2 protein-coding genes and 1 pseudogene are annotated in these 26,079 nt (G+C 72.9%); all 3 read right to left on the bottom strand.

Annotated features, from left to right (window positions below):
- Positions 1–107: 107 nt before the first annotated feature.
- Positions 108–5,977 (bottom strand): annotated as a pseudogene (locus G6038_RS11285) (amino acid adenylation domain-containing protein).
- A gap of 507 nt (positions 5,978–6,484) precedes the next feature.
- Complete coding sequence (locus G6038_RS11280) at positions 6,485–18,595, bottom strand: amino acid adenylation domain-containing protein (protein ID WP_346772796.1); 12,111 nt, start codon at positions 18,593–18,595, stop codon at positions 6,485–6,487.
- A 184-nt stretch (positions 18,596–18,779) separates the two neighbouring features.
- Positions 18,780–26,079: non-ribosomal peptide synthetase (locus tag G6038_RS11275; RefSeq protein WP_240918437.1), on the bottom strand; the 7,300-nt coding region annotated here is incomplete at its 5' end.

The following is a 26,079-nucleotide window of genomic DNA, read 5'->3' as shown; positions in this document are numbered from 1 at the left end:
AGCCCCATTAGACCATCGGGGCGTCGGGCGCTTCGTTACGGCCGAAACCGGGCGGTCGACCGCCGATCACCCGCCGCGGTCGCCGGGAGGACGACGGAGGATACGGGTCAGCGGGCGCCCCCGATCCAGCGGTCCAGCACCGGGCCGATCCGGGCGAGGGCTTCCTGCGACGTCATCCGCCAGTGGGTGGCCTGGACCGATTCGACCGCCAGCGTGCCGGTGACGTGGGCCCGCCACTGCTGCGCGGCGCGGGCGGCCGAGGTTCCGTCCTCCCCCGCGGCGAAGAACAGCAGATCACCGTCGTATCGGGCGGGCCGGTGCTCGCCGAGCAGCCGGTAGGACAGGCGCACGCCCTCGAAGATGCGTTCGAGCCGGGGCAGGGACAGCGCGTCGAACGGGGCCGGCAGGTCGGAGAGCAGCTCCAGTGCCTGCTCGGGGGTGAACTCCGCCAGGTCGACGTCGGCCCCGATGTCGGTTCCGATCGCGCCGAGCAGGTCGGCGACGGTGACCGCGGAGGGGACGGTCCCGGTCGGCGCGGTGGGCGGATGCGCGTCGAGCAGGGCGAGGGTGGCGACCTTGTCGCCGTCGGCGCGCAGGCGGACCGCGACGGCGTGGGCGAGGATCCCGCCCAGCGACCAGCCGACGAGGTGGTACGGACCGGCCGGCTGGACACGCCGGATCCGGGCCGCGTAGTCGGCCGCCCACGCCTCGATGCTCTCGGGCAGCGGTTCGTCGTCGCGCAGGGCCGGGGACTGCAGTCCGTAGAGCGGACGCTCGGGGTCGAGGTGGCGGGCCAGTCCGGCGAAACTCCACGACAGACCGATCACCGGGTGGATGCAGAAGACCGGCTCGGCGGAACCGCCCGGGCGCAGGGGCAGCACCGCGTCGAACCCTGCGGTGTGATCGGCCGGATCGGAATCGCCGGCGGATGCCTCGATCCGGGCGGCGAGGGCTTCGACGGCGGGCGTGAGGAACAGCCACTGCAGCGACACCGGCAGGTTCGTGCGCTCGCGCAGCCGGGCGATCACCCGCACGGCGCTGAGCGAGTTCCCCCCGAGGTCGAAGAAGTCGTCGTCCAGGCCGACCCGGAACTCCCCGGTCTCGGTCGCCGGTGCGAGGACCTCGCGGTAGGCGGCGGCGACCTCCGTCTCGAGCGGAGTGCGCGGCGGGCGGTGGCTCCGCGGGGCGATCACCGGCTCGGGGAGTGCCGCCCGGTCCAGCTTGCCGTGCGGGTTCAGCGGCAACGCCTCGAGGGTGACGAAGCCGGCGGGCACCATGTAGGAGGGCAGGGTCTCGGCCAGCGCGGCCCGCAGATGGGCGACGTCGACCTGCCCGGCGGCCGGGACCAGGAAGGCCACCAGCCGGTCCCCGCCGTGGACGGTGACCGCGGCGTCGCGGATCGCAGGAAGGGCGCGCAGCGCGGCCTCGACCTCACCGAGTTCGATCCGGAACCCGTGCACCTTGACCTGGAAGTCGGCGCGCTCGAGGTATTCCAGGGTGCCGCGGCCGGGGTCGTCGCCGTCGACGCGCCAGCGCACCACGTCCCCGGTGCGGTAGAGGCGGGAGCCGGGCGCACCGAACGGATTGGCGACGAACCGCTCCGCGGTCAGGCCGGGGCGGCCCAGGTACCCGCGGGCGAGCTGCACCCCGGCCAGGTACAGTTCGCCGGCCACGCCCGGCGGCACGGGGTGCATCCGCTCGTCGAGGACGAACGTCTGGGTGTTGGGGATGGGGTCGCCGATCGGCACCGACGTGTGCGCGAGCGCGGTGACCGCGTGCGCGGTCACGGAGACGGCCGCCTCCGTGGGGCCGTACAGGTTCACCAGGTCCGCGTTCGAGGCGCCGAGCGCGCGCTCCGCCGTCGGGGTGGGCAGCACCTCGCCGATGGCGAGGACGCGGCGCACGGTGTCGGGCAGCTCGCCGGCCGAGTCCTCGAGCAGCGCCTCGAGCATCGACGGCACCACGTGCAGGGTCGTGACCTTCTCCCGGCGGATCAGGTCGTTGAGGTAGGACGGGTCGCGGTGCCCGTCGTGGGCGGCGATCACCAGGCGGGCCCCGCAGGTGAGCGCGGACCAGAACTCCCACACCGACAGGTCGAAGGTCGCGGCGGTCTTGAGCAGTACCGCGTCGTCGGGGCCGAGATCGTAGTGCGCCCGCTTCCAGGCGATCTGGTTGACGATCGCCTCGTGCGGCACGGCCACGCCCTTCGGGCGCCCGGTCGATCCGGAGGTGTAGATGACGTAGGCGGTGTTCGCGGCGCGCAGCGGTGCCCGTCGGTCCGCGTCACCGAGCGGCGCGGGATCGACGTCGCTCAGGTCGAGGCGGTCGACGTCGAGCACCGTCCGCCCGGCCAGCGCGTCGACCCGGTCTGCGGTGGTCGACAGCACGCACTGCGGGCCCGCGGCGTCGAGGATGTACTCGTTGCGGGCCGCGGGGTGGTCGGGGTCCAGCGGCAGGTAGGCGCCGCCGGCCCTGGCGACGGCGTACATCGCCACCACGAGATCGACCGAACGCCGGATGCACAGGGCCACCGTGGATTCCGGTCCCACTCCCTGCGCCACGAGGTGGCGGGCGAGCCGGGTGACGCGCTCGTCGAACTCCCGGTAGGTGAGGGTGCCGCCGCGGAACACCAGCGCGGGTGCGTCCGGGGTTGCCGCGACCTGCTCGTCGAACAGGTCGACGAGGGTCCGGCCGACGGTGAGGTCGGCCTGTTCGGCCTCCCATGCCCGCATCATCCCGGCGAGTTCCGTGGCGTCGTGCAGATCGATGTCGCCGACGACGGCGTCGGGTTCGGCGACGATCGCCCGCAGAATCCGCAGATACCGGTCGAGCAGACGCTGGATCGACGGCGCATCGAACAGGTCGGTGGCGTAACCGAACTCGACGTCGAAACCGCCCGGTCCGCCGCCCGCACCGTGATCGACCACCGTGACGTGGAGATCGAAACGCGCTGCGTACGAACCACTCTCGACCGGTGCGATCCGGAGCTCCGGCAGCTCGAGGGCTTCCCCGGCGAAGTTCTGGTACGAGAACCCCACCTGGAAGATCGGATGACGTGCGGTGGACCGGACCGGGTCGAGCACCTCGACGAGGCGTTCGAAGGGCACGTCGGCGTGCGCGAACGCCTGCAGATCGGTGTCGCGGACCTGCTCGAGCAGCGCCGTGAACGACGCGGCGACGTCGACGTCCGTCCGCAGGGCGAGCATGTTGACGAACATCCCGATCAGGCCGTCGAGTTCGGGGGCCGTGCGTCCCGCGACGGGGGTGCCGACGACGACGTCGTGGGTGTTCGACACCCGCGCGAGCAGCACCGCGAGCACCGCGTGCATCACCATGAACGGGGTCACGCCGTGCTCGCGCGCGAGGGCCGCGATCGCGTCGTGGGAGGCCTCGTCGATCTGCGCCGAAACCCGTTCGCCCGCATGGCCGATGACCGCAGGGCGCGGCCGGTCGGTGGCGAGGTCGAGGTGCTCCGGGATGCCGGCGAGGGCACGCCGCCAGTAGGCCAGCTGCCGGGCCGTCCCGGACCGGGGATCGTCCTCGTCACCCAGGGCGTCGAGTTGCCACAGCGTGTAGTCGGCGTACTGGACCGGCAGGGGCTTCCACGACGGCTCCTGCCCCGCGGACCGTGCGGTGTAGGCGGTGACCAGGTCCCGGACGAGCGGCCCCAGCGACGAGCCGTCACCGGCGATGTGGTGGAGGACCACGGCGAGCACGTGCTCGTCGTCGGCGATCCGGAAGAGCCGGGCGCGGACGGGTACTTCGCCGGTGACGTCGAAGCGCCTGCCCGCGAAGCCGGCCAGGCGGGCCGGGGCGTCGGAGGCGGTCGCGTCCTCCGGCCCGAGGTCGAGCGGAAGGTCCCCGACGTCGAGGATGCGCTGCTCGCCGACGCCGTCGACCTCGGGGTACACCGTCCGTAGCGTTTCGTGCCGCGCGACGACGTCCCGCACGGCCGCGCACATGGCGTCGACGTCGAGCCTGCCGGACAGCCGCACGGCGAGCGGGATGTTGAACACCGCCGAGTCCGGATCGAGGCGGTTGAGGAACCACATGCGCTGCTGCGCGGGAGAGAGCGGGATCCGGCCGGGGCGCGGACGCCGCGGCAGCAGGCCGCGGGCGGCCGCCGGCGCGGCCGCCACCCGGGCCGCGAGCGACTCGACCGTGGTGGCGTCGAACAGGTCGGCGGCCGAGACGGTGACGTCGAGCGCTGCCCTGATCCGGCCGATCACGCGGGTGGCGAGCAACGAGTTGCCGCCCAGGTCGAAGAAGTCGTCGTCGGCCGAGACCCGCGGCACCCCGAGCACGTCGGCGAACGCCTCCGCGACGGCCACCTCCGCGACGGTGGCCGGCGCCCGGTACGGGGCCGACGCGATCCCGGGCTCGGGCAGGGCCGCGCGGTCGAGCTTGCCCACCGGCGTCAGCGGGATGGTCTCCAACGCGATCACCGACGACGGAATCATGTGCGACGGCAGTCGTTCGGCGACGAAGGCCGTGAGCGCGGCGGCGTCGATCGCGGCATCGGGGGCGGGGTGCACGTAGGTGACGAGACGGGTGTCCCCCGTCGCGCCCCGGTGGCCGACGGTGGCGGCGAAGTCGACGGTGGGATGCGCGGCGAATGCCGCATCGATCTCGCCGAGTTCGATGCGGAAGCCACGCACCTTGACCTGGAAGTCGTTCCGGCCCAGGTACGAGATGCCCTCGCGTGCCGAGCGCGGGGACCGCACCAGGTCACCGGTGCGGTACCTTCGGGCACCCCCGGGCGCGGCGACGAAGCGCGCGGCCGTGAGTCCGGGGCGATCGTGATAGCCGCGGGCGAGGCCGGGCCCGGTCAGGTACAGCTCGCCGGCCGTGCCCGCCGGCACGAGTCGAAGGCGGGAATCGAGGACCTCGGCGGCGACCCCGCGAATCGGCCGGCCGATCGTGACGGGTTCGCCGGGCCGCAGCGGCCCGGTGATGTTCGTCATGATCGTGGTCTCCGTGGGGCCGTACCCGTTGTGGAACCGGCGGCCGGGTGCCCAGCGCGCCACGAGGTCCGGCGGGCACGCCTCGCCGCCGACCACCACCACACCGAGGTCGTCCAGACCGGCGGGATCCACCGAGGCGAGGGCCGCCGGGGTCACGAAGGCGTGTGTGACCCGTTCGCTGCGCAGCAGCTCGGCCAGCTCGTCGCCGCCGTACACGGAGGGCGGGGCGACGACCATCGTCGCCCCGGCGCCGACGGCGAGCAACAGCTCGAGCACCGACGCGTCGAAGCTGGGGGACGCGAAGTGCAGGGTGCGGGCGCCGGGTGTGAGGTGGTAGCGCTCGACCTGCTCGGCGCAGAAGGCGGCGAGCCCGGACTGGGTGACCACGACGCCCTTCGGCTGTCCCGTGGAGCCCGAGGTGTAGATGACGTAGGCGGGATGGTCGGGACGCAGCGTCCGCACGCGGTCGACGAAGGCGAGCGGCTCGGCCGGGCAGGCGTCGAGTTCCCTCCGGATCTCGGCGCCGTCCAGGACGACGGTGTCGAACCCGTCGGGTACGGCGTGCCGGTGCTCGGCCACCGTGAGGGCGAGGCGGGCGTCGGAGTCCGACAGCATGTAGCGGACCCGATCGGCCGGGTAGAGGGGGTCCACCGGCACGAACGCCGCGCCCGCCTTGGCCACCGCCCAGGCGGCGAGAACAGACCGGATCGAGCGGGTGAGGAGCACCGCGACGCGGTCCTCGGGCCCGATTCCCCGAGCGATGAGCAGCCGGGCGAGCCGGGACGATTCGGCGTCGGCCTCGCGGTAGGTGAGGGTGCGTCCCTCCGACGTGAGAGCCGGCGCGTCGGGATCGCGTTCGACGGCCGCCGACAGCAGGTGCGGCAGCAGTGCCGTGGGCGTCCGGCGGCGCGAACCGCGGAGACTTCCGCGGACGGTTCGGTCGATCACCTTCATCGGCTCTCCCCTCCGAATTCCGGAGCCGTTGCACGCGTGCGCGTTCCGGCTCCGTTCACCGCCGGGGTGTCACAAAATACAGCGACGCCCGTCCTCCCCCGGCGGTCGCCGCTCCACTGCGCCTCGCGCACCGGAACCCCGACGATTCCCGGCGCTAGAGCACTTCGTCACCATTCCACACGAAAACAAACCGTGCCACCTGTACGTACATCCGGAAACTAAGTTACCGATGGGTAGACCGGCATTCCGGACAGGAGCCACCGGCTCGTCGAGAGCGTCGGGTGCGGGTCGGACCACCTCGCGCGACGGAGCCGAGAAGATTCCGTCCCTGACGCCGGGATCGACTCGTCACCTGCGAGTTTCGATGCGACGAGGCGAAGGACCTCGTCGCCACCCCGTCCGTTCGGCCGCACCGATCGCACCCGCGGACACCGCCACACCTGGACACTGCGTACATTTCATCCAAATGTTGGACATCTTACGAACGATGTCGAATGTGAGCTTGAGCACGCCGATGCCTGCGGGGTCCGCCGCCACGAACGCGGCGACCGCCGCTTGCCCATGGGTCAGCGTTCCACGCCGTCGCATTCCGGGCAGGAGCCGTCGGACGTCCAGCGCGCCAGCAGTGGCCCGAGACGAGCGCACGCACTCGGCCCGGTCATCTCCCAATGCGAGGTCGGCAGGTCGTGCCGATGCACGCCGCCGGAGACGTACGGTGACCAGTCCCGGCCGGAATCGGGATCCGGCACGGCCTGCGGCGCGGCGCCGACGAAGAGAACGCGTCCCTCGTACCGGGCCGGCACGTGCCGCTCGAGCGCCTCGAACGAGCAGTCGATGCTCGTGAGGACGGACGAGGCGAGGGTGGGATCGATCTCGTCGGCGAGCTTCCCGACGTCACCGAGGGCGTACGCCGGGTCCCCGCCGCCGGCGCCGTTCGCGCCGAAGGCCGCCGCAGCCACCGCAACCGGGTCCACCGGGCCGCGCACGGCATCGGGCAGATAGGAGTCGAGCAGCACGAGCGAACCGACCTCGAGTCCGACGCGCTGGAGCTGGACCGCCATCTCGTGGGCGATCACCCCGCCGAGGGACCATCCGACCAGGTGGAAGGGACCGTCCGGATGGACCCGCCGGACCTCCGAGACATACCGCGCCGCCCAGGACTCGATCGAATCCGGTAGGTCCGACTCCCCGGACAGCGCCGGGGACTGCAATCCGTAGACCGGACGGCCCGGCTCGACGTAGCCGGCGAGCGAGGCGAAGCTCCAGGCGAGACCGATCACCGGATGGACGAAGAACACCGGATCGCGTCCGTCGTCGCCCTCGCGCAGCGGCAGCAGCACGTCCAGGGACGAGTCGGCGGACCCGCTCGCCGGCGGCTTCTCCCCCGCCGACCGCTCGATCCGGGCCGCCAGGTCCCCCACCGTCGGATGGGCGAACACCCACTCGAGCGGCACCGGACGGCCGAGCCGGCGCGCGAGTTCCCGGGTCGCCCGCACGGCCACGAGCGAGGATCCGCCGAGAACGAAGAAGTCGTCGTCGGTTCCGACCCGGTCCGCGGCGAGGACGTCCGCGAACACCTGCGCAACCGCGCGTTCGACGGGCGTCGCCGCAGCCCGGTAACACGCCCGCTCGGGCATCGGCGCGGGCAGCGCGCCGCGATCGACCTTGCCCGTCGTTCCGACGGGGAGCCGGTCCAGGCACATGATCGAGGCCGGCATCATGTAGTTCGGCAGCTCGTCCGCGAGCGCGCTCCGCAGGGCCGCCCCGTCGAGGCCCGATTCACCCTGCGCGGCAATGACATACGCGACGATCCGAGCGCCGGTCACGGTGTCGTGGTGCACCGTGGCGACCGCGGCCGCCAAGGCGGGCAGGCGCAGCAGCGCCGCCTCGATGTCCCCGAGTTCGATCCGGAAACCCCGAAGCTTGACCTGGGAGTCCCCGCGCCCCAGGTGCTCGAGGACGCCCGCAGCGGTCCACCGGGCCAGATCGCCGGTGCGGTACAGACGACCGCCGGCACCGAAGGGGTCGGCAACGAACCGGTCCGCGGTCGCCCCGGGGCTGCCGCTGTAGCCCCGCGCGAGTTGCCGGCCCGCCAGGTAGAGTTCGCCGGTCACTCCGGCCGGCACGGGCCGCAGCCGCCGGTCGAGTACGTACACGCGGGTGTTCCACTCGGGCACCCCGATCGGCACCTGGTCGGTGTCCGCTCCCGTGACCCGGTGCGCCGTCACCGACACGGCCGCCTCGGTGGGTCCGTACAGATTGACGAGTTCCGCCCGGCTCGACCGGCGCCACGCCCCGGCCACGGCACCCGGTAGCGTCTCCCCGATCGAGAGCACCCGCCGCACCGAGGTCGGCAACTCTCGGTCTGCAACGGTGATCAGGGCGCTCAGCAGGGACGGAACCAGGTACAGCGTCGTCACGAACTCGCGCTCGACGAGGGCGAGCAGGCGGAGCGGATCGCGGCGAGCCTCGGGATCCGCCACCACCAGCCGGCCGCCACATGTCGTCGCGCCCCAGAATTCCCACACCGACAGGTCGAACGTCGCCACGGTCCGCTGCACCGTCACCTCGTCCGGACCGAACCCGAATTCCGCATGCATCCAGCGCAACTGGTTGACCACCGCGCCGTGGTCCACCGCCACGCCCTTGGGCACACCGGTCGATCCCGACGTGAACAGTATGTAGGCGAGGTTCGAGGGCCGCAGCGGCGCACGCCGATCGGCGTCGGTCAACGGGGCGGCCGAGTACCGCGACAGGTCCACACCCGAGGTATCGATGACCGGGATCGGCTCCGGCACAACCTCCCTCGCGACGCGCGTCGACATCGCCGTCGCGAGCACCGTCGCCGGCCGCGCCGCCTCGACCATGCGGGTCAGCCTGGTGATCGGCAGCGACGGATCGAGCGGAACGTACGCGCCCCCGGCGACCGACACCGCGTACATGGCGACGACGAGGTCCACGGAGCCGGGCATCATCAGACCGACCCGGGTTTCCGGCCCGACGCCGGCCGCCACCAGCGCGCGGGCCAGCCGGGCGACGCGAGCGCCGAGCTCCCCGAAGGTCAGCTGCACCCCGTCCCCGACGAGCGCGACCGACCCCGGGCGTTCGTGCACCCGGTGCTGGAACAGATCGGGGAGGCAGTCGCCGCCCGCAACCTCGACCCGGGTGTCGTTCGCCGCCTCGAGCAGCGCCCGACGTTCCTCGGCGCCGAGCAGATCGGCGTCGCCGACCGCCCGATCGGGAACCGAGACGAGTTCGCCCAGGATCCGAACGAACCGGTCCGCGATGGACGCGGCCGCGCGTACGTCGAAGATATCGGTGGCGTAGGACAGATGCCCGCCGATACCCGCCGGCGTCCCGTCCGCGCCGTAACTGTCACCGACGATCAGGTGCAGGTCGAACTGGGCGATCTCCCCTGCGACGTCGACCGGAGCCGCGACCAGGTCGGGTAGCTCGAAGGCGACCGCTCCGAGGTTCTGGAAGGACAGCCCGACCTGGAACAGCGGATGCCGCGCCATGGACCGGGCCGGCGCCAGCGCCTCGACAAGCCGTTCGAACGGGACGTCCGCATGGGCCAGGGCCTGGATGTCCTTCTCCCGGACCTGCGCGAGGAGCGACGCGAAGGAGACGGCGGGGTCGACCCGCGTGCGGAACACGAGGGTGTTCACGAACATCCCGATCAGGTCGTCGAGGGCCGCCTCACCTCGCCCGGCCACCGGGGTGCCCACGGCGACGTCCTCGGTGCCGGACAGCCGGGCCAGCAGCACCGCGAAGGCCGTGTGCACGACCGTGAAGGGGGTGGTCCTCGTTGCCGCCGCGAGCGCGGTCACCCGGCCGTGCAGGTCCGCGTCGATCGTGACGGGAACCCGGTCTCCCCGGTAGGACTGCACCGGAGGCCGCGGCCGGGTCGTGGGCAGAGGCAACTGGTCGGGCAACCCGGCCAGTTCGTCGGTCCAGTAGGCGAGCTGGCGGGAGACGCGCGAGGCGGGATCGGCCTCACTGCCCAGCACGTCCCGCTGCCACAGCGTGTAGTCCGCATACTGCACCGGCAGTGGCCGCCATGCGGGTTCACGGCCCTCCCGTCGCGCGCTGTACGCGAGGGCGAGATCCCGGACGAGCGGCGCCACGGAGTAGCCGTCGGCGGCGATATGGTGCACCACGACGAGCAGGACGTGTTCGGCCGGGGACAGCCGGAACAGCCGCAGGAGAACCGGAACGGACCGGGTGACATCGAATCCGACCGCCGCCGCCGACCGGACGGCGGCGTGGAGTTCCGAGTCGTCGACGTCCGTCGGGCGCAGGGTGGGCACACCGGCGCCCGCGGGCAGTATCTGCTGGACCGGAGTTCCGTCGACCTCCGGATAGACGGTCCGGAGGACCTCGTGGCGGGCGACCACGTCGGCGACCGCCGACTGCAACGCGGCCGGATCCAGTCGCCCGGTCAGCCGCACGGCCATCGGGATGTTGTAGGCCGCCGCCGTGGCCTCGAATCGGCTGAGGAACCACATCCGCTGCTGGGCCGGCGACAGCGGGATCCGCTCCGGACGTGGCCGGGCCGCCAGGGCGGGCAGGCCGCCGGACCCGATGTACCGTTCCACGGCGGCCGACAGCGACTCGATCGTCGACGCTTCGAAGATCACGCGCACGGGCACCGCCGCGCACAGCGCCGACCCGATCCGGGCGACGACGCGCGTGGCGATCAGCGAGTTCCCGCCGAGCGCGAAGAAGTCGTCGTCGAGACCGAGCCGCTCCGTGCCGAGCACCTCACCGATCACCGCGGCGACGGTCTTCTCGATCGCGGTGGTGGGCGCCCGGAACTCGCGGACGGCCAGGACCGGTTCGGGCAGGGCCCGGCGATCCACCTTTCCGGATGTGGTGAGCGGCAGCGCCCCGAGCACGGTCACCACGTCGGGCACCATGTACCGCGGCAGCAGGCGCCCCACTGCCGTGCGAACGACGTCCGCGTCGGCCTCGGCACCGTCCTCGGACACGACGTACGCGGCGATCTGCGCGCCGTGGGTCCCGTCGTGGACGGTCACGACGGCCTGCGCCACCGCCGGCTGCGCCAGGAGTGCCGCCTCGATCTCCCCCAGCTCGATCCGCAGACCACGCACCTTCACCTGGAAGTCGTTGCGGCCCAGGAACTCGAGCGTACCGTCCGGCAACCACCGGACCCGGTCGCCGGTGCGGTACAGCCGCGCCCCGCCGGGGTGCGCGACGAACCGCTCGGCGGTCAGATCCGGTCGGGCATGGTAACCGCGGGCAAGTTGCACCCCACCGAGATACAACTCCCCCGGCACCCCGATCGGCACCGGATTCAGCCGCTCGTCGAGAACGTACGTGGTGGTGTTGCGGATCGGGTGGCCGATCGGCACGGTGCCGGCATCGGTGCGACGTCCGGCACAGCGCAGCACGGTCGCGGTGACGGTCGCCTCGGTCGGGCCGTACGTGTTGTCCAGCCGCGCATCCGAGCGTTCGGCGAACCGGGCCGCGAGCTCTGCCGGCAGCGCCTCGCCACCGACGGACAGGTACTTCAGTGTCGCCGGCAGTTCGAGTGCGGGATCGGCGAGGAACAGGGCGAGCATCGTCGGGACGAACTCGAGGATGCCGACGGCCCACTGCCGCGACAGGCGGGCCAGGTAGTCCGGGTCTCGGTGGCCTCCCGGTGCCGCGATCACGAGCCGCGCACCGACCTGCAGCGGGAAGAACAGCTCCCATACCGACGCGTCGAACGTGATGGGGGTCTTCTGCAGCGCCGTGTCCCCGATGCCGAATTCGTAGCGCTCGCGCATCCACGTCATCTGGTTGACGACGGCGCCGTGGGTGACGGCAACGCCCTTGGGCCGGCCCGTCGACCCGGAGGTGTAGAGCACGTAGGCGATGTTCGCCCCATGCAGCGGCGCCAGGCGCTCATGGTCGGCGAACTCGGTGCCCCGCGCCGGGGCGAAGTCCGCTTCGTCGACCACCAGGGCCGGGACGGAATCGGGGAGCGAGCCCCGATCGCGCGTCGTGGTCAGCACCACCACCGGCTCGGCCGTGGCCAGGACGTACGCCGTTCGCTCGGCGGGATGCTCCGGGTCGAGCGGCACGTACCCGCCACCGGCCCGGAGAACCGCATAGATGCCGACCATCATCTCGACCGATCGGCTCATGTGGACGCCGACCAGCCGATCGGGACCGACGCCGCACGCAACGAGGCGCCGTGCGAGCCGGTCCACCCGAGAGGCGAACTGTGCGTAGGTCAGCACGGTGTCCTCGAAGACGACTGCCGTCGCGCCGGGGGTGCGCCGCACCTGCCGGGTGAACGCGTCCAGTACCAACCGGTCGCCGAGCGGCGCGGCGGTCCGGTTCAGCTCGTCGAGCCGGGCACGTTCCTGTGCGGTGCGCAGGTCGATGCCGCCGACCGGAACGCCCGGATCGTCCGCCGCCACCTCCAGGATCGACGCGAGCCGGGCGGCGAACGTCCGCACGGTGTCCTCGTCGAACAGGTCGCACGCGTAGACGACGGATCCGGCGATCCCGTCCCGCCGCCCCTGCTCGTCGCGCATCTCGGTCAGGTGGATCTCGAGATCGAGTTTGGCGCCGCCCGTGGCCGTGCCGACCGGCGCGATGTGCAGGTCCGGCAACGCGATCTCGGAGCGGGTGAAGTTGTGCACCACGAGCAGCACCTGGAACAGGGCCGAATGCGCGGTGGACCGGGCGGGATCGAGGATCTCCACGAGCCGTTCGAGCGGGACGTCGGGGTTGCCGAAGGCGGCGAGGTCCACCTCCCGCACGGCGGCGAGGATCTCGGCGAACGTGGCGTCCGGGTCGATCCGGGTGCGCAGCACGAGGGTGTTGCCGAACATCCCCACGAGATCGTCGAGTGCCTCCTCGCCGCGGCCGGCGACCTGCGCCCCGACGGGGATGTCACCGGTACCGGACAGGCGGGCCAGCAGGACCGCCAGCGCGGCGTGCACGAGCATGAAGAACGTCACCCCGTGCTCCCGGGAGAGCCGATCGAGCCGGGTGGCCAACTCCTCGTCCAGGGCGAAGTCGACGCTCGCGCCGCGCCCGGTCTGCACGGCGGGCCGCGGGCGGTCGGTGGGCAGTTCCACCAGATCCGGCAGGTCCGCCAGCGCCGTGGTCCAGTAGTTCAGCTGGCGCGCGAGCATCGAATCGGGATCGTCCTCGGACCCCAGCACATCCTGTTGCCACAGTGCGTAGTCGGCGTACTGCACCGGCAGCGGAGTCCACTCCGGTGCTCTGCCCGCTCGGCGGGACAGGTACGCGGTGGCCAGGTCCCGGGCCATCGGGGCCCGGGATCCGCCGTCGCTCGCGATGTGGTGAACGACGACGACCAGCACATGGTCCTCGTCGGTGAGCCGCAACAGGGCCGCCCGGACGGGTACCGCACCGGTGACGTCGAACCCTCGGGAGACGAGTGCGGCGATCCGCGGGCGCAGCTCGTCCTCGGCCACCTCCTGTGCCGCCAGATCGAGCGGTACGTCCTCGAGCGGAACGATCACCTGGAACGGTCCGGAGTCGGAGTCGGGGAAGACGGTGCGCAGGGCCTCGTGCCGGGCGAGCAGGTCGCGCAGTGCCGCCTGCAGCGCCGGCACATCGAGCGCCCCGGTCAATCGCAGCACGAGCGGGATGTTGAAGGCGGCGGAGTCCGGGTCGAACCGGTTGAAGAACCACATCCGCCGCTGCGCGAGCGACAGCGGAATCCGTTCGGGGCGCCGCCGGCGGCGCAGGGGCATCCGGGATGCGGCCGCGACCGGCTCCCCCATCCGCGCCGCCAGGGCCGACACGGTCGGCGCTTCGAACAACGTCCGCACCGGGACCCGGACGCCGAGGGCGGCATCGAGCCGCGCGATGACCTGCATCGCGAGCAGCGAGTTGCCGCCGAGCGCGAAGAAGTCGTCGGCGCGTCCGACCCGCTCGACCCCGAGCACGGCCCCGTACACATCTGCGACCGCCTCCTCGTCGGACGTGGCGGGGGCGCAGTACTCGGCCGACTCGGGCAGCGGCACCGGCAGTGCCCGCCTGTCCAGCTTGCCCCCGGCAGTGAGAGGCAGGGCGTCGAGCACGACGAGGTGGCCGGGCACCATGTGGTTCGGTAGTTCCCCGGCGAGGAACTCGCGCAGGTGCGCCGGGTCGGGTACGGCGCCGGCCGCGCCGACGACGTAGCCGACGAGCCGGTCCCCGCCCCGCGGATCGGTGTGCAGCACCGTGGTGGCCTGCGCGACGGAGGGGTTCCGCTCCAGGGCGGCGTCGATCTCGCCGAGCTCGATCCGGAATCCACGCAGCTTGACCTGGAAGTCGCTGCGCCCGAGGTACTCCAGTTCGGCGACCGCGCCGGTGCTGCGCCATCGGACCACGTCGCCGGTGCGGTACATCCGCGTGCCCGGCGCTCCGAACGGGTTCGCCACGAACCGGGCCGCCGACAACCCGCTGCGCCGGTGGTAGCCCCGCGCGAGAGCGGCCCCGGCCAGGTACAACTCGCCGGCCACGCCGGCCGGCACCGGCCGCAGCCGGGAGTCCAGCACCAGCGCGGCCGCCCCCGGTACGGGCCGGCCGATGGTGACCGGACGCCCGGGCTGCAGCCGCGCGAACGACGAGATGATCGTCGTTTCCGTCGGCCCGTAGCCGTTGAAGTAGCTCCGTCCCGGCGCCCACCGCGCCAGCAGTTGCGGCGAGGTCACGTCCCCTCCGACGGACACGACCTCGAGACGGTCGAGTCCCGACGGATCGACCGTCCCCAGCACCGCCGGCGTGACGATGGTGTGGCTGACCCGTTCGGCCCGTAGCAGTTCCGCGAGTTCGGGCCCGCCGACGATCGTCGAGGGCACCACGACCAGAGTCGCGCCCTGGGAGAACGCGGCCATCCACTCGAGCACCGACGGATCGAAGCTGGGCGAGCACACGTGCAGGAACCGCGCGCGCGACGTCACGCCGTACAGCGTCACCGCGGCGCCGAGCAGCGGGTCGAGACCCGCGTGGGTGACCACCACACCCTTGGGATGCCCGGTCGACCCCGACGTGTAGATGACGTACGCCGCGTGCTGCAGCGACAGCGGCCGTACCCGGTCGGCGTCGGACATCCGGGCGGCGGATCGTGCCGCGACGGCCCGCTCGAGGTGGGGATCGTCCAGCTCCAGCCGGGGCGGGGAGTCGGGCAGCGCGGGGGCGTACGAGGTGGTGGTCAGGCACACCGCCGCACCGGAGTCGGCGAGCATGTACCGGACCCGCTCCGCGGGATAGGACGGATCCACCGGGAGGTGCGCGGCGCCGGCCTTCGCGACCGCCCACACGCCGAGCACCATCTCGTAGGAACGCGGGAACGCCAGCGCCACCACGTCCTCGGGGCCGACGCCGCGAGCTGCCAGCTCCCGCGCGAGCCGGGACGACGACTCGTCGAGCTCGCGGTAGCTGATCGTGCGGTCCTGGTACCGGACGGCCGGCGCCTGGGGGTCCCGGGAGACCGCCGCCGTCAGGATCTCGGCGAGCGTGCGGGCACCGCTCGGCGCGTCGTCCGGGGCACGGGTGAGCCGGTCGGCTTCGTCGTCGGCAAGGAGCGCCAGGTCACCGACAGGCACGGCCGGGTCCGCCACGGCGGCGGCCAGCAGCCGCACGAACCGCCGCGCGAATCCGGCCACCGTCTCGTCGTCGAACAGATCCCGGGCGAAGACGAACTCCGCCGACATTCCCGCCGGTTCCCCGTCGAGGTCCGCGTGTTCGCGCAGCGTCAACGACAGATCGAACTTCGCGGTGGCCACCTCGAACGGCACCGCCGCCACGCTCAGGCCCGGCAGCTCGAGACCCGCCGGGGGCAGGTTCTCGAAGGCGATGGCCACCTGGAACAGCGGGTGCCGCGCGGTCGAACGCTCCGGAGCGAGCAGTTCCACTACGCGCTCGAAGGGGATCTCCGCGTGGGTGAACGCCTCCAGGTCGCTCTCGCGGACCCGCGCGAGATGCTCCGCGAACCCGGAACCGGGATCGACCCGGGTGCGCAGCACCAGGGTGTTGACGAACATGCCGACCATCTCGTCCAGCGCGGCGTCACCGCGGCCGGCGACCGCGGTACCCACGGCGATGTCGTGCGACGACGACATCCGGGCGAGGAACACCGCGAGGGCGGTGTGCAGGACCATGAACAGGGTCGACCCGCACTGCTGTGCCAGTTCCCCTGCCCGCCGATGCGTCGACGCATCGATATCGAATGCGACCCGGCCGCCGGCGAAGGACTGCACCGGCGGGCGCGCCCGATCGGTCGGTAGGTGCAGTTCCGCGGGGAGATCCGCGAGGACCCGCCGCCAGTACTCCGCCTGTGCCGAGAGGGGGCTGTCCGCGTCCCGCTCCGATCCGAGCACCTCACGCTGCCACAGCGCGAAGTCCGCGTACTGCAGCGGCAACGGCTCCCATCCGGGTTCCCGGCCGGCGGCACGCGCGGCGTACGCGGTCATCAGATCGCGCGTCAACGGCGCCATCGACCAGCCGTCGGCGCTGATGTGGTGCGCCACGAACACGAGCACGTGATCGTCGTCCGCGACACGGAACAGCCGCACCCGGAACGGCACCTCGGCGGTCACGTCGAATCCGGTGGCCACCACATCGGCGATCCGGTCCGCCAGATCCGATCCGGGCACCGATTCCGAGGCCCAGTCGGGCGAGTACCCGGCGGCGGGCACGACCGCCTGGTACGGGAGACCGTCCGTTTCGGGATACCGGGTCCGCAGGATCTCGTGCCGGACCGCGATGTCGGACACCGACTTTCGCAGGGCATCGACGTCGAGCCGGCCCGTCAGCCGGATCGCCACCGGGATGTTGTCGGCCGCGGAGGCCGGATCGAATCGATTGAGGAACCACATCCGCTGCTGCGCGAACGACAGCGGTACGCGGTCCGGGCGCTCCCGCGCCACCAGCGGAACAGCGTGCGCCGCCGCACCACCCGACTCCAGGCGCGCCGCCAACGCCGCCACGGTCGGCGCCTCGAACACCACCGGCACCGGCACCCGCGTCTCCAGTGCCGCGCCGAGGCGTGCCACCAACCGGGTCGCAAGGAGCGAATTGCCCCCCAGTTCGAGGAAGGAGTCGTCCACTCCGACGCGCTCGCGACCGAGCACCTCGGCAAACACCGACGCGACCGTCTCCTCGACCGGGGTGCGCGGCGCCCGGTATTCCCGCTCGGCGAACACCGGTTCGGGCAACGCCGCCCGATCGAGCTTCCCCACCGGCGTCAGCGGCACCGCGTCGAGCACCATCACCAGGGCCGGCACCATATGGCCGGGCAGCGTCTCCGCCAGCCCGGCGAGCACCGCCGGCACGTCCACCCGGGTTCCGGCCGCGGGCAGCACGTACGACACCAGTGCCGTCTCCCCCGACGGCAGCACCTTCCCGACGGTCGCGGCGAACTCGATGTCCGGCCGTGCCGTCAGGGCCGCGTCGATCTCACCCAGTTCCACCCGGAACCCGCGGATCTTGACCTGGAAATCGCTGCGCCCGAGGTACTCGATCGGGCCGTCGGCCGCGCGGCGTACCAGGTCTCCCGTCCGGTACATCCGGGTTCCCGGGTCCGACCCGAACGGATCGGCCACGAACCGCTCCGCCGTCAGCCCCGGTCGGCGGTGGTAGCCGCGCGCCACCTGGGCGCCCGCCAGGTACAGCTCACCCACCACACCCGGCGGCACCGGCCGCAACCGGCCGTCGAGCACGTACGCCGCGAGTCCCGGGATCGGGGTGCCGATCGTGATCGGCTCGCCCGCCACCAGCGGCGCGCTGCTGGTCGCCAGGATCGTCGCTTCGGTCGGCCCGTACGCGTTGAAGAACCGCCGGCCGGGACCGGTCCACCGGCTCACCAGCTCCGGCCCGAAGGCCTCCCCGGCCGCCACCACCACCCGCAGGTCCGTCAGGCCCGCGGGATCCACCGAACTCAATGCCGCCGGCGTGATGAACACGTGGGTCACCGCGTCGGTCGCCAGCACCTCGGCCAGGTCGGCACCGCCGCCCACCGACGCCGGTGCCACCACCACCGTCGCACCCGCGGAGAACCCGATCAGCAACTCGAGCATCGAGACGTCGAAACTCGGCGAGCACACGTGCAGCACCCGCGCGTCCGCCCCGACCCCGTAGTGCTCCCGCTCGGCGGAGATCACGCCGGCGATCCCGGCGTGGGTGACCGCCACCCCCTTCGGGCGGCCCGTGGAGCCGGACGTGTAGATCATCCAGGCGACGTCCGGCCCGTCGAGCGCGCGCGTCCGGTCGGCGTACGAGACCGGATGCCCGGGCAGCTGCCCGACCTGCCCGGCCACCGCCGCATCGTCGAACAGCACCTGTTCGACTCCGGCCGGCACCGCGGCCGCGAAGTCGCTCACCGTCACGCACAGCGCCGCGCCGGAGTCTGCCAGCATGAATTCCACCCGCTCGAGCGGGTAGCGCGGATCGACGGGGACGAACGTCGCGCCCGACTTCGCCACCGCCCACAACGCGAGCACCGACTCCACCGAACGGGGTATCGCCACCGCGACCACGTCGCCCGGCCCGACGCCCCGGCCGATCAGCCACCGCGCCCACCGCGACGACCTCTCGTCCAGCTCGCGATACGACAGGGAGGGGCCACCGGCGGCGCCCACCACCGCCGGATGGTCTCCGCGTTCCTCCACCGCGGCGGTCAGCAGAGTCGGCAGCAGTGCCACGCGCGTGGCCCGACTACGCGACCGGCCCGGTTCCCGGCGCCGCACCCCCGGCTCTCGCCTCACGCGCCCGGACCTCGATCTGCCCGGACCGGGCTCCTGCGTTGCACTACGGAAACAGCTCCTTCCACACGCGGGAAGAGCATGGAGAACTCGTCCCGCCCGGGAGGAATCTACCGGCCGGTATTCAGTTCCGCATACTCCATGGGTCGACGGCGGCCACTGTCGTCCACTGCCCGCCCTCCGGGACGGACCCCGCCGGGACCTCGTCGCGGTCGGTGACGACCACGACTCCGAGGTCGTCGCCCGGCGCCTCGTTCAACGCGTCTACCAGCGAAGACGGCACGAACGCGTGGGTCACCCACTCGTCGGCCACGACGGCGGCGAGGTCGGCGCCGGGCTCGGGCACGATCACCACCCCGCCCGCGATCCCGGCAGCCAGGATCGCGAAGATGCGCCACTGCTCCGCCGTGACGTCGCACACCAGCGACCGCGACTCGTAGTCCAGCTTCAGCGCGGCCGCTCCGCCGCGGACGACGGCGACCAGTTCGCCGTGGTCGAGCACGCGGCCGGCCACCCACAGCGCGGGGTGCTGCGGCTGCAGGACCCGGACCCGCTCCGAGTAGTCGATCGGCCGGTGGGACAGCGTTTCCACGGCGGCCACCGTCGCCGGGTCGTCGAGACACACACAGCGGACGGCGGCGGACCGACGGGCGTCCGACCCGGTCGTCGTCAGCCCGAGCCCGGGTGTCTCCGCAGGCGTGGAGCCGGTAACAGCGGGCACGATCGCGGCCCCCGCCTTGGTCACCGCCCAGAGCGCGGTGATCAGCTCGGGGCCGGCCGGCGCGGCGACCGCGACGCCGTCGCCGGGCCCGACGCCCTGGGCGATGAGGTACCGGGCCCACTGCGACGACCGGCGGTCGAGGTCGAGGTAGGTGACCTCGACGCCGTCCGCGACGAACGCCGGGGCCTCGGGATCGGACTCCACGGCGACCTGCCACTCCTGCGGCACCGTCCGCTCGACGCGGTCGGGGGCCGCCACCGGCTCCGGCTCGATGACCGTGGGCGCCGTGCGCTCGGTCTCGGTGCGGATGTCGATGTCCCCGACCACCGCGTCGGAGGTCTCCGCGACGGCGCGCAGGACGGTCACGAAGCGTTCGGCGAACGTCGCGACGGTGCCGGCGTCGAACAGGTCCACGGCGTAGGTGAACCCGACGTGCATGCCGGCGGCCGAGCCGCCCGGGTGCTCGCCGGCGGCCGAGCCGCCGGGGTGCTCACGCGGATCGACCGTCACCTGCAGGTCGAACTTCGCCGCGAGTTCACCGGCGTCGAGGGCCTCGACGGTGAGACCCGGCAGTTCGAGGCGCGCGGCCTCGGTGTTCTGGAACGACAGCACCGTCTGGAACACGGGATGCCGGGCCGGGGAGCGCACGGCCACCACGTCGTCGACCACCCGCTCGAACGGCACATCGGCGTGGCCGAACGCCTCGAGGTCGACGGCGCGGGCCCGGTCGAGCAGCTCGGCGAAGGTCGCCGCCGGGTCCACGTCCGTGCGCAGCGCGAGGGTGTTGACGAACATCCCGACGAGGTCGTCGAGGCGCCGGTCACCGCGGCCCGCGACCGGCGTGCCGACGACGATGTCGTGGGTGCCGCTGAGCCGGGCGAGCAGCACGGCGAGCGCCGCGTGCACGACCATGAACAGCGACGCCCGGTGCTCGAGTGCGAGGGCGTCGAGCCGCTGCCGGATCTGCGCGTCGACCTCCACCGCCACCGTGCCGCCGCGCAGCGAGGGTTGCGGCGGCCGGGGTCGGTCCGTGGGCAGGTCGAGCAGTTCGGGCACCCCGGCCAGGCGGGAACGCCAGTAGGACAGCTGGGCGCCGGCCGGCGACTGCGCATCGTCGGCGTCGCCGAGGACCCGGCGTTGCCAGAGCGCGTAGTCGGCGTACTGCACCTCGAGCGGCGCCCAGGCCGGCGTGCCGCCCGACAACCGCGCCGCGTAGGCGGTCATCAGGTCCCGTGCCAGCGGCGCCAGCGACGCACCGTCGGCGGAGATGTGGTGGACGACGAGAGCGAGCACGTGGTCGTCGGCGCCGACCGAGACGATCCGGCCGCGCACCGGCACCTGCGCGGAGACGTCGAAGCCCTCGGCGGCGAGGGCGACGACCTCGGCGAACGCCTCCTGCTCGGACGCCACCTCGACCGGCACGACCGCGGGCACGACCGCGTCGGCGTCGAGGACGTGCTGGTAGGGCCCCGTCTCGTCCTGTGGGTACCGGGTGCGCAGCGACTCGTGCCGCTCGATCACGTCGCGCACCGCGGCGGTGAGCGCCGCGGTGTCGAGGCGGCCCCGCAGCCGGATCGCGAGCGGGATGTTGTAGCTCGCGGAGGCGGGGTCGAGCTGGTTGAGCACCCACATGCGTTGCTGGGCGAGCGAGAGCGGCACCCGGTCGGGGCGGGGCCCGGCGGTCAGCGCGGGCCGGGGCGCGGACTCCGCGTGCGCGTCGGCCCGGGCCGCGAGTTCGGCGACCGTCGGTGCCTCGAACAGTTCGCGGATCGCGAGGGCGGTTCCGAGCGACTCGTTGATCCGCGCGATCACCCGCGTCGCGATGAGCGAGTTGCCGCCGAGCTCGAAGAACGAGTCGTCCGCACCGGCCCGCTCGACGCCGAGCACGTCGGCGAACACCTGCGCGACGGCGCGTTCGGCGTCGGTGGCCGGTTCGCGGCGCGCGCCCGCGGTGGTGGTGGTCGTCTGCGGCACCGGCAGGGCGCGCCGGTCGAGCTTGCCGTTGACGGTGAGCGGCAGCTCGTCGAGGACGACCACGATGTCGGGAACCATGTAGCCGGTGAGGAAGGCACCGAGCTGCTCACGCACGCGGGCCACGTCGACGTCCGCGCCGGCGCGCGGCACGACGTAGCCGACGAGCCGGTCGCCGAGACCGTCGTCGCGGACCACGGCGACCGCCTGGGCCACCGCGTCGGCACGCAGCAGCGCCGCCTCGACCTCGCCCAACTCGATGCGGAAGCCCCGCAACTGCACCTGCGCGTCGCTGCGCCCGGCGTACTCGAGCTCGCCGTCGGCGTTCCACCGCGCGACGTCGCCGGTGCGGTACAGCCGGCCCGCCCCGAAGGGGTCGGCGACGAACCGCGCGGCGGTCAGCCCCGGCCGGCCGAGGTAGCCGCCGGAGAGCTGGTCACCGGAGACGTACACCTCGCCCGGCACCCCGACCGGGACGGGCTGCAGCCGCCGGTCGAGCACCCGCAGCCGCAGCCCCGGCAGGGAGCGGCCGATCCGGCTGGCGGCACCGGGGCGCGCGGCGCCGCGGTCGAGGGCCAGGAACGACACGTGGACCGTGGTCTCGGTGATGCCGTACATGTTGACCAGCGTCGGCGCCACGGGCCGGCGCCGATACCAGCCGTCGAGCTTGCCGAGGTCGAGCGCCTCGCCGCCGAACACGACGTACCGCAGTGCGAGCGGATCGGCGTCGGGACGCTCCACGGACGCCACCCGGTCGGCCTCGTCGAGCTGAAGGAACGCCGAGGGGGTCTGGTTGAGCACGGTGACCCGCTCGGCCCGCAGCAGCTCGAGGAACTGCTCGGGCGAGCGGGACGTGAGGTAGTCGACGACCACGAGCCGGCCGCCGTACAGCAGCGGTCCCCACAGCTCCCACACCGTGAAATCGAACGCGTAGGAGTGGAACAGCGTCCACACGTCGTCGGCACCGAACCCGAACAGCGGTTCGGCGTTGGCGAACAGGGTCAGCACGTTGCGGTGGGTGACGGCGACGCCTTTGGGGCGTCCGGTGGAGCCGGAGGTGTAGATGACGTAGGCGCGGTTGTCCGCATGCAGCGGCGCGATCCGCTCGGCGTCGGTGAGCGGCCCGCACGACGCGTGCGGGTCGTCGTCCTCGACGTGCACCCGGGGCAGGCCGAGGTCCGGCAGGACACCGCCCTCGCTGGTGAGGATGCAGCGCGGCCGGGCGTCCTCGAGCATGTACCGCAGACGCTCGGCGGGATAGGTGGTGTCGGTGGGCAGATACGCGGCACCGGACTTGAGCACCGCCAGCAGCGCCACGATCAGGTCCGCCGACCGGGGCAGCGCGACGGCCACGAGCTCCTCCGGGCCCGCTCCGGCCGCGACGAGCCGCCGGGCGAGGCGGTTGGCCCGCGCGTCGAGCTCGGCGAACGTGAGGGTGCGTCCGGCGAACGTGACGGCCGGGGCGTCGGGGCTGCGGCGGACGACGGCCTCGAAGCGATCGACGAGGGTCGCCGCTGCCGGCACCCGGGCCCCGGGCCCGAGGGTGCTCCACTCGGTGAGGATCCGCTCGGCCTCGGCGTCGTCCAGGAACGGCAGCGCGCCGACCGGGGTGGCGGCGTCCGCGGTGACGCCGCGCAGGATCCGGGTGAACCGGTGGGCGAGGGACTGCATGGTGGGGGCGTCGAAAAGATCGGTGGCGTAGGCGAGTTCGACGGTCATGCCGCCGGGGGCGCCGCGCTCCGAGAGATGCTCGGCGACGGTGACCTGCAGATCGAACTTCGCGATGGCCGTGTCGAATTCGACCCCGGAAATGCGCAGACCCGGCAGCTCGAGGGTGGACTGCGGCAGGTTCTGGAAGGTGAGCATCACCTGGAACAGCGGGTGCCGGGCCTGCGAGCGGGGCGGGTCGAGCACCTCGACGAGCCGTTCGAACGGCATGTCGGCGTTCGCGAACGCCTCGAGGTCCGTGCCGCGCACCCGGGCGAGCAGGTCGGCGAACGGCTCGCCGGGTTCGACGGCGGTGCGCAGCACCAGCGTGTTGACGAACATGCCGATCAGGTCGTCCACGGCGGCCTCGCCGCGGCCCGCGACGGGGGTGCCGACGGCGATGTCGTCGGTGCCGGACAGCCGGGCCAGCAGCACGGCCAGCGCCGTGTGCACCACCATGAACACGCTCGCGTTGTGGGTGCGGGCCAACTCGGCGAGCGCGGCGTGCAGCTCCTCGTCGATCGGGACACGAAGGGCGGCACCGCGATTGGACGCGACGGCGGGACGGGGCCGGTCCGCCGGGAGGGTGAGCTCCTCGGGCAGGTCGGCGAGCTGCCCGCGCCAGTAGGCGAGCTGCCGCGACAGCACGGATTCCGGGTCGTCCTCGTCGCCGAGCACCTCGCGCTGCCAGAGCGCATAGTCGGCGTACTGAACCGACAACGGCGGCAACGGATTCGGCTCGTCCCGGGTGCGCGCCCGATAGGAGGCGACGACGTCGCGGGTCAGCGGCGTCATGGAGAAACCGTCGCCGGAGATGTGGTGCACGACGAAGACGAGCACGTGCTCCTCGTCGGAGATCCGCAACAGCGCGACGCGCCACGGCACGGCGGCGGTAACGTCGAACCCGGTGCCGACCAGTTCGAGGACGCGAGCGGGAACGTCCTCGGCCGCCACCTCGACGGGGGCGAGATCCGGCAGCACCTCGGCCGCCGGCAGCACCACCTGGTAGCCGTCACCGTCGATCTCCGGGTAGACGGTGCGCAGCGACTCGTGCCGGGCGACGAGGTCGGCGACCGCGCCGTGCAGGGCGTCGACGTCGAGGCGCCCGGCGAGCCGGATCGCGACGGGGATGTTGTCCACCGCAGACTCGGGCGCGAACCGGTTCAGGAACCACATGCGCTGCTGGGCGAGCGACAACGGGATCCGCTCGGGACGGTCGCGGGCGACCAGCGCCACGGCACCCGAGCCGGCCTGCGACTCGAGCCGCGCCGCGAGCGCCTCCACCGTCGGCGCCTCGAACACCAGTGGCACCGGCACCCGGGTGTCGAGGGCCGCGCCGAGCCGGGCGACGAGCCGGGTGGCGACGAGGGAGTTGCCGCCGAGGTCGAGGAACGAATCGTCGAGACCGACCCGTTCGACACCGAGAACGTCGGCGAAGACGTCGGCGACGGCCTGCTGGGCCGGGGTCCGCGGCGCCCGGTACTCCCGGACCGCGAACACCGGGGCGGGAAGGGCCGCGCGGTCGAGCTTGCCGACGGGATTGAGCGGCACCTCGGCGATGGGGACGACCGCCGCCGGGAGCATGTAGTCGGGCAGGAAGCCGGCCGCGAAGTCGACGAGAGCACCGGTGTCGAGGTCCGCGCCGCCGGCGGCCGGCACGACGTAGGAGACGAGCGCGGTCTCCCCGGACGGCAGGGCGCGGCCCACGGTGGTGGCGAACTCGACGTCCGGGTGCCGGACGAGGACCGCGTCGATCTCGGTGAGTTCGATGCGGTAGCCGCGGATCTTGACCTGGAAGTCGGAGCGGCCGAGGTACTCGATCACCCCGCTGTGGTCGCGGCGCACGAGGTCACCGGTGCGGTACATGCGTGCCCCGCCGTCGGCGAACGGGTTGGCGACGAACCGGTCGGCGGTCAGACCCGGACGGGCGTGATACCCCAGCGCGAGCTGCGCGCCCGCCAGGTACAGCTCCCCGGTGACACCGGCGGGGACCGGGCGCAGGTGCGTGTCGAGCACGTAGGCCCCCACGCCGGGGATCGCGGTGCCGATGCGGATCGGCTCGCCCGGGCGCAAGGGGACACTGCTCACCGCGAGGACGGTCGCCTCGGTCGGCCCGTATCCGTTGAAGAAGTCGCGGCCGGGCGCAGCCCAGCGCTCGACGAGGTCGGGACCGAAGCTCTCCCCCGCCACCACGACCACGCGCAGGTCGTCCAGGCCCTGCGGGTCGACGGACCCCAGCGCCGCCGGGGTGATGAAGGTGTGGGTGACGCGCTCGGCCGCGAGCAGCTCCGCCAGGTCCGCGCCGCCGACGATCGTCGGCGGCGAGACCACCAGGGTCGCGCCGGCGGTGAAGGCGCTCAGCAGCTCGAGCATGGACACGTCGAAGCTGGGCGAGCAGATGTGTAGCACCCGCGCCTCGGCGGTGACCCGGTAGTGCTCGCGTTCGGCGGTGATCAGGCCGGCGATGCCGGTGTGCGGGACGGACACGCCCTTCGGCAGGCCCGTCGACCCGGAGGTGTAGATCATCCAGGCCGGGTGCAGCTCGGACAGCGGCCGGATCCGATCGGCGTACGACACCGGGTGGCCGGGGCGGGCGGCGATGTCGCCGGCCACGCCGGGATCGTCGAGCGCGGTCCACCGCACCGAGCCCGGCAGGTCCGCGGCGAAGGCCGTGAGGGTCAGGCCGACGGCCGCACCGGAGTCGGACACCATGTGCAGGACCCGCTCGGCCGGGTACTTCGGGTCGACGGGCAGGAACGTCGCCCCCGACTTCGCCACCGCCCACACGGACAGGACGGACTCCACGGAGCGGGGTACGGCGACCGCCACCACGTCGCCCGGGCCGATGCCCCGCTCGATCAGCAGCCGCGCCAGCCGCGACGACTGCTCGTCCAGCTCCCGGTACGTGAGCGTCGCCCCGTCCGCCGCGACGACCGCCGGGTGGTCGCCGTGTTCCTCCACGGCCGATACCAGCAGCTGCGGCAGCAACGTCGCCTGGGTGCGGGTGCGCGAGCCCCGCTGGGGG

The sequence above is a fragment of the Rhodococcus sp. 14C212 genome (assembly GCF_011058195.1).
Classification (GTDB): Bacteria; Actinomycetota; Actinomycetes; order Mycobacteriales; family Mycobacteriaceae; genus Rhodococcus; species Rhodococcus aetherivorans.
The sequence above is the reverse complement of the archived record's forward strand: the minus strand, read 5'-3'. Positions and strand labels throughout refer to the sequence as shown.